This is a genomic window from Mycobacterium sp. E2462, assembly GCF_001672685.1.
Classification (GTDB): domain Bacteria; phylum Actinomycetota; class Actinomycetes; order Mycobacteriales; family Mycobacteriaceae; genus Mycobacterium.
Genome location: NZ_LZKC01000159.1, coordinates 1 through 11,870, shown reverse-complemented (window position 1 = coordinate 11,870; position 11,870 = coordinate 1). Strand labels below are relative to the sequence as shown.

Annotated in this window: 13 protein-coding genes; 2 read left to right on the top strand and 11 right to left on the bottom strand. The window is 70.9% G+C overall.

All coding sequences use genetic code 11. The annotated features are described in order from the left end of the window. From A5714_RS07385 to A5714_RS07375, 3 genes are all read right to left on the bottom strand, one after another. Window positions 1-1,265 (bottom strand): class II 3-deoxy-7-phosphoheptulonate synthase (locus A5714_RS07385; protein WP_068284266.1); only part of this gene is annotated, 1,265 nt, incomplete at its 3' end. Between the two features lie 55 nt (window positions 1,266-1,320). Further along, window positions 1,321-1,815 (bottom strand): polyadenylate-specific 3'-exoribonuclease AS, encoded by a 495-nt coding sequence (locus A5714_RS07380; RefSeq protein WP_068284264.1) that lies wholly within the window; start codon window positions 1,813-1,815, stop codon window positions 1,321-1,323. A gap of 3 nt (window positions 1,816-1,818) precedes the next feature. Next, complete coding sequence (locus A5714_RS07375) at window positions 1,819-2,709, bottom strand: hypothetical protein (RefSeq protein ID WP_068072607.1); 891 nt, start codon at window positions 2,707-2,709, stop codon at window positions 1,819-1,821. A 92-nt stretch (window positions 2,710-2,801) separates the two neighbouring features. Here A5714_RS07375 and A5714_RS07370 point away from each other — a divergent pair, with 92 nt between their 5' ends. After that, entirely contained in the window at window positions 2,802-4,094 is a 1,293-nt protein-coding gene (locus A5714_RS07370) for a glycosyltransferase 87 family protein (RefSeq protein WP_082959615.1), read from the top strand. A gap of 12 nt (window positions 4,095-4,106) precedes the next feature. On the opposite strand, the gene A5714_RS07365 is transcribed toward A5714_RS07370, so the two are convergent. From A5714_RS07365 to A5714_RS07345, 5 genes are all read right to left on the bottom strand, one after another. Continuing rightward, window positions 4,107-4,835: a 1-acyl-sn-glycerol-3-phosphate acyltransferase gene (locus tag A5714_RS07365; RefSeq protein WP_068284261.1), complete on the bottom strand. Its 729-nt coding sequence runs from the start codon at window positions 4,833-4,835 to the stop codon at window positions 4,107-4,109. Window positions 4,836-4,934: 99 nt separating this feature from the next. Next, the gene (locus tag A5714_RS07360) at window positions 4,935-5,333 is read right to left on the bottom strand and encodes a hypothetical protein (RefSeq protein WP_068284258.1); all 399 of its coding nucleotides are present in this window, start codon (window positions 5,331-5,333) and stop codon (window positions 4,935-4,937) included. Next, on the bottom strand, window positions 5,330-6,604 hold the full coding sequence (locus A5714_RS07355) for an ArsA family ATPase (protein WP_082959614.1): 1,275 nt from the start codon (window positions 6,602-6,604) through the stop codon (window positions 5,330-5,332). The genes A5714_RS07360 and A5714_RS07355 overlap by 4 nt, the downstream gene beginning before the upstream one ends. Then, window positions 6,597-7,034 (bottom strand): SRPBCC family protein, encoded by a 438-nt coding sequence (locus A5714_RS07350; protein WP_068072572.1) that lies wholly within the window; start codon window positions 7,032-7,034, stop codon window positions 6,597-6,599. Before A5714_RS07350 ends, A5714_RS07355 begins: the two co-directional genes overlap by 8 nt. Window positions 7,035-7,150: 116 nt before the next feature. Next, entirely contained in the window at window positions 7,151-7,540 is a 390-nt protein-coding gene (locus tag A5714_RS07345) for a polyketide cyclase / dehydrase and lipid transport (RefSeq protein ID WP_068204956.1), read from the bottom strand. 163 nt (window positions 7,541-7,703) lie between these two features. Here A5714_RS07345 and A5714_RS07340 point away from each other — a divergent pair, with 163 nt between their 5' ends. Next, entirely contained in the window at window positions 7,704-9,506 is a 1,803-nt protein-coding gene (locus A5714_RS07340; protein WP_068284252.1) for a long-chain fatty acid--CoA ligase, read from the top strand. A gap of 10 nt (window positions 9,507-9,516) precedes the next feature. On the opposite strand, the gene pimB is transcribed toward A5714_RS07340, so the two are convergent. From pimB to A5714_RS07325, 3 genes are all read right to left on the bottom strand, one after another. Continuing rightward, window positions 9,517-10,656: a GDP-mannose-dependent alpha-(1-6)-phosphatidylinositol monomannoside mannosyltransferase gene (pimB, locus tag A5714_RS07335; RefSeq protein ID WP_068284249.1), complete on the bottom strand. Its 1,140-nt coding sequence runs from the start codon at window positions 10,654-10,656 to the stop codon at window positions 9,517-9,519. 45 nt (window positions 10,657-10,701) lie between these two features. Further along, window positions 10,702-11,547, bottom strand: coding sequence for a hypothetical protein (locus A5714_RS07330; protein WP_231975826.1), 846 nt, complete (start codon window positions 11,545-11,547; stop codon window positions 10,702-10,704). Window positions 11,548-11,581: 34 nt separating this feature from the next. Then, on the bottom strand, window positions 11,582-11,870 hold a 289-nt coding region (locus A5714_RS07325), incomplete at its 5' end, for an NlpC/P60 family protein (protein WP_082959613.1).

Sequence of the window (11,870 nt, the reverse complement as noted above, 5' to 3'; positions counted from 1 at the left end):
CCGAGGCATTCGGTGACGTCCTCGCCGGTGATCTCGACGTGGATGCCGCCCGGGTGGGTGCCCAGCGCCCGGTGCACCTCGAAGAAGCCCTGCACCTCGTCGACGATGCGGTCGAAGTGCCGGGTCTTGTAGCCGGTGGACGACTCGTGGGTGTTGCCGTGCATCGGGTCGCACTGCCAGATCACCTGGTGACCGGCGGCCTGGACCTTCTCGACGATGGGCGGCAGCAGGTCACGCACCTTGCTGTTGCCCATCCGGCTCACCAGCGTCAGGCGGCCCGGCTTGTTGTGCGGGTCCAGGCGCTCGACGTATTCCACGGCCAGCTCGGGGGTGATCGTCGGCCCGATCTTGACGCCGATCGGGTTGGCGATCACCTCGGCGAAGGCGATGTGCGCGCCGTCGAGCTGGCGGGTGCGCTCCCCGATCCACACCGTGTGCGCCGACAGGTCGAACAGCTGCGGTTCCCCGCCCTCGGTCTCGGCCAGCCGCAGCATGGACCGCTCGTAGTCCAGGACCAGCGCCTCGTGGCTGGCGTAGATCTCGGCGGTCTGCAGGTTGCGGTCGGCGACCCCGCAGGCGCTCATGAATTTCAGGCCACGGTCGATCTCGTTGGCCAGCGCCTCGTAACGCGCGCCCGCCGGCGACGTCCGCACGAATTCCCGGTTCCAATCGTGTACCAGGTGCAGCGAGGCCAGCCCCGACGACGTCAGGGCCCGCATCAAGTTCATGGCGGCGCTGGCGTTGGCGTAGGCCCGCACCAGCCTCGACGGGTCGTGCTCGCGCACCGCCGCGTCCGCGGCAAAACCGTTGATCATGTCGCCGCGGTAGGACTTCAACCCCAGGGCGTCGATGTCGGCGGACCGCGGCTTGGCGTACTGGCCGGCGATACGGGCCACCTTGATGACCGGCATGCTGGCGCCGTAGGTGAGGACCACCGCCATCTGCAGCAGCGCGCGGATGTTGCCGCGGATGTGCGGCTCGGTGTTCTCGGTGAAGGTCTCCGCGCAGTCGCCGCCCTGCAGCAGGAAGGCCTCGCCCCGGGCGACCTGCGCGAGGTGTTCTTGCAGCCGGACGATCTCCGAGGGCACCGTCACGGGCGGCACGCTCTCGAGCACCGTGCGCATCGCCGCCGCCTGGTCGGTGGGCCAGCTCGGCTGCTGCGCGGCGGGCCTGGCCAGGGCGGCGTCCAGGCGCGCCCGCAGATCGCTGGGCAGCGGCGGCAGCGGCGGCAGCTGGTCGATCGGGATGTCGACGGTCCAGTTCATCGGTCCATGGTAACCGGGCCGCGCCGACCGCTGATCAGGCCGAACGGGCCGCGGTTCAGCCGCCGGAGGTGATCAGCCGGAAACGGCGCAACTGGTCCCGGGCGTCCACGAGCGCGTCGTGGGCGTCGCGCGGCCGCGCCGGCATGGGCGGGCTGCCGCGGTCCTCCCACAGCTGCCGCAGCTCCCGGGTGAACCGCGGTATTGCGCGGGGCAGGTCGGGCATGGTTCCCCACAGCTGGCACAGGGCGACGTGGTCGTAGGCCGCCACCCACGCCCACAGTTCGATCGGGTCGGCGCCGCGCTGGGGCGAGTGGACGCCGAAGAACTCTTCGAGGTCCTCGCGGATCTGCCGGCGCGAGCGCCACGCCTTCGACGCCGGGGACGGCAGCTTGGGCAGCACGTTCGCGCGCACCCACGGCCCCGCGCGCTCGGGGTCGAATTCGGTGGACACCGCGTAGTACTCGCGGCCGTCCTCGGCGGCCACCCCGATCGAGATCAGCTCGATGGTGCGGCCGTCCTCGATGAACTCGGTGTCGTAGAAATACCGCATGGGTCAGCGGGCGATCAGGATGGGTTCGGTGCCCTCGGGCGGCGGCGCGGGGTGCACCTCGTCGTCCAGGCGCGCGTCGACCGCCCGCTCGTCGGGCAGGCGCGGGGTGCCGGCGATCGCGCACTGCAAATACAGCTTGGCTCGGACGACGGGCCTGCGCAGCGTGCGCTCCCGCTGCAGCGCGCGCCGCATCTTGTCCGGCTGGGTGGTGTAGCGCCAGCGGGCCCACGGCGCGTGCGGGCGCGACAGCCGTACCGCGCCGATCACCAGCAACACCACGAGGAACATTCCGAGCAACCCCGTCCACACCTTGCCCTTGAGCACCACCACGACGGCCAGCGGCAACGTCAGCGCCATCGCGCTGGCGACGGCGGCGTGCCAGGCGACCGAGTCGGCGCCGTGCCAGGCGGGCAGGAAGAACATCAGCGGGTGCAGGCCCATGATCAACAACCCCGCCACGGCGACGGCGGCGAAGACGGCGTCCACCGAGGTGCGGCCGTCCTCGGACCAGTAGACATCCGACAGGTGCAGGATCAGCGCGTACTCGTCGAGGACCAGGGCGGCACCGATCCCGAAAAACGTTGCGGCGACCGTGAATTCCGGCTCGGTCCCGTCGAGGGACAGGGTGACCAGGGTGAGGCCGGACAGCAGCACCAGCACCACCCCGAACGTGACGTGGTGGATGTGCACTCCCCCGACGTGCACGTTGCGCGGATGCCACCAGCGGGTGGGGCGGCCGGCGTCGGCGCGGTGCCGGATGAAGCGCACGAACGATCGGGTGACGAAAAACGTCAGGATGAAGGCAACCAGGCAGCACAGCAACGGCAGCCGGCCGCCGTGCTCGATGTCATGCGCGAACCAGCGGGTCACCCTCGGCACGAACCAGTGCAGCACACTGAAAAACGTACGCCGGTCGGCGTCGAGCCCGCGGGAGCCGCGCTGCACCGCCTGTCGCCCGCTGGGCACCGATTACGCTGTTGTCCGACATGAGTACACGGCAGGCGCCCGGCGCGGGCTTCCGGCACAGCGATTCCGGGCGGGTGCTGCTGTGGTGCCCGATGGGGCTGCTGGCCGTCGCGGCGCTGGTCGTCGTCGGCTGGCAGCTGTTCGCGCACACGCCGTATCGGATCGACATCGACGTCTACCAGATGGGCGCGCGCGCCTGGCTGGACGGGCGCCCGCTGTACCGCGGGGACGTGCTGTTCCCGACGCCGATCGGGCTGAAGCTGCCGTTCACCTACCCGCCGCTGGCCGCCATCGTGTTCAGCCCCTTCGCGTGGCTGCGCATGCCGGCCGCTAGCGTCGCGATCACGGTGTTGACGCTGGTGTTGCTGATCGCGTCGACGACGCTGGTGCTGAGCGGGCTGCGCGTGTGGGAGTCCTCGACCCGGCTGGCCGGCCCGGCGTGGCTGCGCCGCTTGTGGTTGGCGGTGCTGCTGACGGCCGCGGCGACGCTGTGGCTGGAGCCGATCGCCTCCAACTTCGCCTTCGGGCAGATCAACGTGGTGCTGATGACGCTGGTGCTCGCCGACTGCGTCCCCCGCCGCACGCCGTGGCCGCGCGGGCTGCTGCTCGGCCTCGGCATCGCCCTGAAATTGACGCCCGCGGTATTTCTCCTTTATTTCCTCGTCCGCCGCGACGGCCGGGCGGCGCTGACCGCGCTGGCCTCGTTCGCGGGGGCGACGGCGCTCGGGTTCGCGCTGGCGTGGAGCGATTCGCTCGAGTACTGGACCCACACCCTGCACCACACCGACCGCATCGGTGAGGCCGCGCTGAACACCGACCAGAACATCGCCGGCGCGCTGGCCCGGCTGGGTCTCGACGAGCACGGCCGGTTCCCGCTGTGGGTCGGCGCCTGCCTGCTGGTGCTCGCGGCGACCGTGTGGGCGATGCGCCGGGTGCTGCGCGCCGACGAGCCGCTGCTGGCGGTCGTCTGCGTCGCGCTCTTCGGGCTGGTGGTGTCGCCGGTGTCCTGGTCGCACCACTGGGTGTGGGTGCTGCCGACCATCGTGGTGACCGCGGTCCTGGGCTGGCGGCGGCGCAACGTCGCCCTGCTGGTGCTCAGCGTGCTCGGCGTGGTGCTGACGCGGTGGACACCAATCGATCTGCTGCCCAAGCACCACGAGACGACGGCGTCGTGGTGGCGCCAGCTGGTCGGGATGTCCTACGTGTGGTGGGCCTTGGCCGTCATCGTCGCGGCCGGGCTCACCGTCACCGCCCGGGTGGCCGCCCGCGACGCCGCACCGCAGCGGCTGACGCCGGTGACCGCGGCCGGCTGATCGCGGTCCGGTCTAGCCGGCGGCGGTCTCGGGGATGCGCTGCCCCTCGTCGGCGGGAGCGTCGCCGTTGGCGCGGTTCTTGATGCTGGCGGCGTAGATGTCGACGTACTCCTGGCCGGACAGGCCCATCAGCTCGTAGATGACCTCGTCGGTGACCGCCCGCTCGATGAAGCGGTTGCCGGCCAGGCCCTCGAAGCGGGAGAAGTCCATCGGCTTGCCGAAGCGCACGGTGACGCGCCCGAACCGCAACATGTTGGTGCCGGGCGGGTTGACCACGTCGGTGCCGATCATGGCGACCGGGATCACCGGGACGCCGGTGTGCAGGGCCAGCCGGGCCAGGCCGGTCTTGCCCTTGTACAGCCGGCCGTCCGGGGACCGGGTGCCCTCGGGGTACATGCCCAGCAGCTTGCCCTGCTTGAGGACCTGCTCGGCGGTGGTCAGCGCGGCGCGGGCGCTGTCGGCGTCGGTGCGGTCGATCGGGACCTGCCCGACGGCGGTGAAGAACCACCGCTGAAACCAGCCCTTGAGGCCGGTGCCGGTGAAGTATTCCGACTTGGCGAGGAACGTGATGCGACGCCGCACCACCAGCGGCAGGTAGAAGCTGTCCATCACCGCCAGGTGGTTACTGGCCAGGATCGCCGGGCCGGTGCTCGGAATGTGTTCCAAGCCTTCGACTTTCGGCCGGCCGAGCAAGGACAGCAAGGGGCCGAGGAGAATGTACTTGAATAGCCAGTAGTACATGGCCCTCCCTCTTGGCTGCACCCGCCCGGTGTTCTGCGCCAACTGTACCCACCCCTACCGGGCGGGACCACCTTCGACGGGGCCCGAGTCGGGGGCGAGTCACTCCTCGACGGTGACCGGGATGGGTTGATAGCGGATCTTGCCGCCGGCGGCCCCGCCGTCGGTCGGGCTGTCGGCGGCGCCGGAGGGCGGACCGTCCGGCGGGTGATCGTGCGGTGGCGGCGCCGCGCGGTCGTTGACGTCGTTGACGATCGAGCGGATGACCTCGAGCAGGGCGATGCTGTGGTCGGCGACCACCGTGAGCAGCGGATGCTGGTCGCCGGTGGCCAGGGCCGCCAAGGCGCACACCGGGCACCACACCTGCTGGCACTTGCCGGTTCCCACCCCTTTGCCGGCGGTCAGCGCCGCCGCCGCCCGCACGGCGGGGTCGATGCCGTCCAGGATTGACTGGGCCAGCCTGCGCAACTCGGGGCCGAGATCGGAATGCGCGCCGTTCATTTAGGCCACACCTCCGGATCCGGTCGAAAACGCACTGTCAGCTCGGTACCCCGAACGCGGGCGTCTAATACGATGCAGCGGCGGAGCACGGACGCCAGCCGCACCCTGCGCCGCAATCCGCCGGCGCTGATGATGAGGTCGTCGTCGACGCGCCCCAGCGTGAGCCCGGCGGGGTCGAGTTGCGGCAACGCTAGCCGCATCCGGTAGATCGAGCCAAGCCCCGTGCCGGATTCCAGGTCTACCGTGGGCCGCAGCGGTCCCGGCGGCGCGACTCCGCCGCGCCGGCGCGCCGCGTCGAGCAGCTCGGCCAGCGCCTTGGGGCCGATCGGCTCGGCGGGCAGGTGCGGGGTCAACACCAACGCCACCTCCCCGATGGTGGCGTCGAGCTCCTCGAGCACGCCGCGCTGCTCGGCGATCCGCTCGGCGTACCAGTGGAAGGCGGGGTGCTCCGGCAGGTTGCGGTACTCATAAGAGTCGTCTTGCGCCAGCACCTGATTGACGATCAATTCCTCGACGCGCACGCCCATCAACGCCAGCGACCCCAGCGTGCGGGCCGCCTCCGCGGCGACCACCCGTTCGGGGGTCAGCACCAGGTGGGCGCTGACCTGTCGACCGTCGGTCAGCAGCGCGCTGAGCCCGTCAACGCTGGCGCTGACGCGCTCCAGCAGTTCGACGACCCCCGCCGACCGGGGGTCGTCGGAGGTGAGCGCCAGCCGGCGGTGCCGCGGCCAGGCCCGCTCGACGTACAGGGCGAAGGTGGCGGGCAACGTCAACATGCGCAGCGCGTCGGCGGTCGACGCGCAGTCGACGACGATGCGGTCCCACCGCCCGCTGGCCGCCAGCTCGCCGACGGCGTGCAGGCCGAGCACCTCCTGCACGCCGGGCAGCGCCGAAAGTTCTTCGGGCGCAATGGAACTCAACTCCGATTCGGGAAATTGCCGGTCCACCGCGGCGATCACCTCGCGCCACCGCATCTCGAGCAGCGCGAGGGTGTCCAGCGCCAGCGCGTCGAGGAAACCCCCGCCCGCCGCGCCGGTGTCGAGCTCGGCGAGGACGCGGAGGGGTTCCCCGCGGCTCGGCGGGACGGGGACGCCGAGCACGTCGCCGAGGGAGTGCGCCTGGTCGGTCGACACCACCAACACTCGCTGCCCGGCGCCGGCGGCGCTGACCGCGGTGGCGGCGGCCAGGGTGGATTTCCCTACCCCGCCTTTGCCAACGAAAAGACTGAGTCGGGTCGGGACGGACTCCCGGGATGCGCTGGACTCACTCAGCCTCGACTCGTTTCTTCAGGTCCTTCAAGGCGGTGTCGGTCAACCGACGCTCGGCCTTGCGCTTGAGCAGCCCGATCATGGGCATGGCCAGGTCCACCGACAGCTCGTAGGTGACCTCGGTGCCGGATCCCTTGGGAGACAATAGGTATGAGCCCTCCAGCGAGCGCAGCAGCGAGCTGGAGACCAGCGTCCAGCTCACCGAGCGCCGGTCCGCCGGCCAGGTGTAGGACATGACCATCGTGTCCTTGAGCACCGTGGCGTCCAGCACGATGCGCGCGACCTTGGGGTACCCGTCGGCGTCCTTCTCCTGGACCTCGGCTTCCTTGTACTCGGAGATCCAGTCCGGGTAGGAGTCGATGTCGGCGATCACTTGCATCACCGTGTCCGGGTCGGCATCGATGTAGATCGTTTGGGTCGTCTTCTCCGCCACCTGGTTGCTGCCCTCTCTCCCGCAAGCGGGTCACCCCCGCTCCGGGGAAACTGCCGTGCGGGACTTACCCCGGGCCTCCGGTCGGAAACGCTACTCTCCGCACCAACCCGACCCGGCTAAACTACCGGAGAAACTCCGACCGGTCGGAGGCGTTCCAGCTCCGCCTTGACCTCGAACGCCATTTTCTTGCCCGCCACCCGACGGCGGTGCGTCATTTTCGCCAGGTTCAACTTGGCCAGCTGCCAGGCCGCCACCCCGGTGGGTTCGGCGTGCAGGAAGTAGTGCAGCACCACGCCGTCGAGCGAGGGCTCCAGCCACACCTCCATGGTGCCGGTGAGGGCGCCCGTAACGGTCCACCGGATGCCCTTGTCGCCGCGGTCCTCGACGACCTGCAGCCGCAGGTCCGGCCACCACCGGCGCCAGCTCGACGGGTCGGCGACGGCCGCGCCGACCCGCCCGCCGTCCGCCGCGACGAACGTCTCGTCCGCGATCTGGATGCTGTTCATCCCGTCAGCTTCACACACTGCCTTCGGTGGCCGCGCCGGGGGCGGCCGGTATTCCGGCCACCCGCGGCCACCGGGACCGGAGCAGGCCGGCCGGCGGTTTAGGCTGGTGACAGCAATCCCGCTGCCGGGAAATCCCACCTGAGCAAATCGAGGTCACAAGAAAGTGCGTGAGTACAGCGTCCCCGCCCGCTTCTCCGTCGGCGAGCACGACAACATCGCGAACATGGTCTTCGAACATGAGCGCGACAACCCGGACCTCGTCATCTACCAACGCCAGGTCGACGGCGCGTGGACGGACGTCACCTGCGCGCAGGCCGCCGATGAAATCCGTTCTGCGGCATTGGGATTGATTGCACTCGGGGTGCAGTCCGGCGATCGGGTGTGCATCTTTTCGGCCACCCGCTACGAGTGGGCCATCTTCGACCTGGCGATTCTGTCGGTCGGCGCGGTCACCGTGCCGATCTATGAGACGTCGTCGGCGGAGCAGGTGCGGTGGGTGCTGCAGGACTCCGAGGCGGTGGTGGCGTTCGCCGAGACCGACGAGCACGCCGCGATGGTCACCGAACTCAGCGCCGAACTGCCCGCACTGCGGCGGGTCCTGCACATCGACGGGTCGGGACCCAAGGCGCTCGACCAGCTGATCGAGGAGGGCGCGGCGGTGGATTCCGCAGAGGTGACCGCGCGGCTCGAGGCGCTGGGCGCCGACGATCCGGCGACGTTGATTTACACCTCCGGCACCACCGGGCGGCCCAAGGGCTGCCAGCTCACGCACTCCAACCTGCTCTACGAGACCCGCGGCGCCAAGGAGAGCCTGCCCACGCTGCTCGAGGAGGGGCAGCGGCTGCTGGTGTTTTTGCCGCTGGCGCACGTGCTGGCCCGCTCGCTCACGCTGTCCGCGTTCGCCAACAAGGTCACCGTCGGGTTCACCAGCGACATCAAGAACCTGGTGCCGCTGTTTGCGGTGTTCAAGCCGACGGTGGTGGTGTCGGTGCCGCGGGTGTTCGAGAAGGTCTTCAACACCGCCGAGCAGAACGCCTCGAACGACGGCAAGGGCAAGATCTTCGCGGCGGCCGTGCAGACCGCCGTCGACTGGAGCAAGGCGCAGGACGGCGGCCGCAAGGGGCTGGCGCTGCGCGCCAAGCACGCCGTGTTCGACCGGCTGGTGTACAACAAGCTGCGCGCCGCGCTGGGCGGCGACTGCCACGCGGCGCTGTCCGGCGGCGCGCCGCTGGGCTCACGGCTCGGGCACTTCTACCGCGGCGTGGGGCTGACCATTCACGAGGGCTACGGCCTGACCGAGACCAGCTCGGCGATCACCGTCAACCAGGTGGGCAACGTCCGGATCGGCACCGTGGGGACCCTGGTGCCCGGCAACAGTTTACGAATCGCCGAGGACGGCGAGCTGTTGGTCCGCGGCGGCGTGGTGTTCAGCGGCTACTGGCGCAACGAGCAGGCCACCGACGACGCGTTCACCGACGGCTGGTTCCGCACGGGCGATCTGGGCGCGGTGGACGAAGACGGATTCCTCAAGATCACCGGCCGCAAGAAGGAACTCATCGTCACCGCCGGCGGCAAGAACGTGGCGCCCGCCGTGCTCGAGGACCGGCTGCGGGCGCACCCGCTGATCAGCCAGGCGATGGTGGTCGGGGACAACAAGCCGTTCATCGGCGCGCTGATCACCATCGACCCGGAGGCGTTCGACGGCTGGAAGCAGCGCAACCATAAGGCCGCCGGCGCGTCGGTGGGCGACCTGGCGACCGACCCCGACCTGGTCGCCGAGGTGGACTCCGCCATCAAGGAGGCCAACAAGGCGGTGTCGCACGCGGAGTCGATCCGCAAGTTCCGCATCCTGCCCGTCGACTTCACCGAGGACACCGGGGAGCTGACGCCGACGATGAAGGTCAAGCGCAACGTCGTCGCCGAGAAGTTCGCCTCCGACATCGAGTCGATCTACGAGAAGGAGTGACGGGCCGCGCCTAGCCGAGCAGCCCGGCCAGCCGGGCGGCCAGGGTGTCCCACCGCCATTGCGAGGTCGCCCAGCGGCGCCCCGCGGCGCCCATCGCGGCGGCCCGGTCGGGGTCGCCGAGCAGCCCGGCGACCGCGTCGGCGACCTGGCTGACCGAGCGGCCGTCGACGACCAGCCCGGTTTCGTTGTCGCGCACCGTTTCCGGCGCGCCCCCGGAGCGTCCGGCGATCACCGGCACACCGGTCGCGGACGCCTCGAGGAACACGATGCCCAGGCCCTCGACGTCCATGCCGCCGCCGCGGGTGCGGCACGGCATGGCGAACACGTCGGCCAGCGCGTGGTGCGTGGGCAGCTCGGCGGCGGGCACACCGCCGGTGAAGGTGACATGCTCGTCGACCCCGCACTCGCGGGCGAGCTTGCGCAGCGCCTCCAGATAGGGGCCGCCCCCCACGATCACCAGGGCCGCGCCGTCCACGCGGCGGCGGACCGACGGCAGCGCCTTGATCAACACGTCCTGCCCCTTGCGCGGCACCAGCCGCGACAGGCACACCACGGTGGGCCGTTCGCCCAACCGGTAGCGCGCCCGCAGCTCGGCGCGACCCGCCGGGTCGGGCCGGAACCGGTCGGTGTCCACGCCGGAGGGCAGGTATTCCAGTGACGCCTTGGGCCCGAACGCCGGTGCGAACCGCGAGCGCGTGTAGCGGCTGACGAAGGTGACGACGTCGGTGTCGTCGCCGATGCGCCGCAGCACCGAGCGCGCGACGGGCAGCATCGACCAGCCGACCTCGTGACCGTGGGTGCTGGCCACCACGCGCTTCGCGCCCGCGCCGCGGGCCCGCTGGGCGAGCAGGGCCAGCGGCGCGGCCGCCCCGAACCAAACGGCGTCGATGCCGTGCTCCCCGATCAGCCGGCGCATCCGGGCGTCGACCGAGGGGCCGGGCAGCATCAGCGTGCCGGGATGGCGCACCACCCGGTAACCGGCCGCCTCGGCGGCCTTGTCGTGGGCGTCGGCGCCCTTCCACTGGGGCGCGTAGACCGTGACCGCGTGCGGACCCTGCTGCACCAGCCTGTCGACGAATTCGCCCAGATACGACTGGATGCCGCCCGGGCGGGGCGGAAAGTCGTTGGTAACCAGCAGGACCCGACTCACCTGCGACAGGCTAGCGCGGCGCCGAGGCGGGCCGCGCACGCGGCCCTAGCGGGTCAACCACTGATGCCAGCGCACCAGCAGATCCGCCGGGGCGGTGTTCAGGATGTCGTGGGCGGCGGTGGGCAGGTCGGCGTGTTGGACGCCGCAGGTGGCCAGGTAGAGCTCGCGCAGTTTCGGCGCACCGTAGGTGTCGGCCACGAAGCGGGCGAACCACCACGCGCGGTCGTACGCCAGGGATCGCTGCGGTCCGGGCGCGTCCAGCTCGGCGTCGGACGGCAGCGTCAGCGGCACGGGCGACGCGTCGGCCGGCACCGGTGTCGGCGGCCGGGCCACGAAATCGGCGACGCCCTCGGGTAGCCAGCGGGGCGCGTCCAACACGGTGTCGGCGCGCGACGCGTAGTGAAAAAGCTCGTGTGTCACCACGATTCGCAGCGACGCCGGGCTCATGTTCGCCGCGCCGGGCGCGAACACGATCCGCTGGCCGTAGGCCACCCGGCGCGCCGGGTCCACCCGATCGACGACCGTCACGGCCGCGATATCGGCCCACTGCGACTCCGATCCGCCGCCGGCGGCGCCGCGGAACTCCGCATCCGTGCCGGCCGCGACGAGCGCGATGTTCCGCGGCCAATCGACGCCCCAGAAGGCCTCGACGGCGCCCACCGCCGGACCGAGGCTCGCCACGACGCGGGACAGCAGGCGATCGCTGGCGGCGCCGCCCAGCGAGAGCAGGCTGACGGTGCGGTCGCCGACGGTCAACGACTTGGTCGCGGCGTCGACGGCGCGATGCGCGGGGGTGATCAACTGCGGCGGCCGGATCCGGCCATCGCGCGCGGCGTCGAACGGCACGGCCGCCGCGACCACCAACTCGACGAGGAAGACCCAGGCCAACAGCACCGGTCGGCGCCGGCGGCGTGAGTTGGGGCGTCTAGTAACGGCGCGCGTCGTAGATCGGGCCGGAGGAGTTCATCGGCACCACCCGGACCGGCACGCCGTAGGTCGACGAGTGCACCATCATGCCGTCACCGATGTAGATGCCCGTGTGCGAGGCGTCGGAATAGAAGGTCAGCACGTCACCGGGCTGCAGGTCCGACAGCGACACGGGCTGCCCGCCGTGGGCGAGCGCCTGGCTGGAGTGCGGCAGCGAGATACCGGCCTGCTGGAAGGCCCACATCACCAGGCCGGAGCAGTCGAAGCCGCCGGGAGCGGCGCCGCCC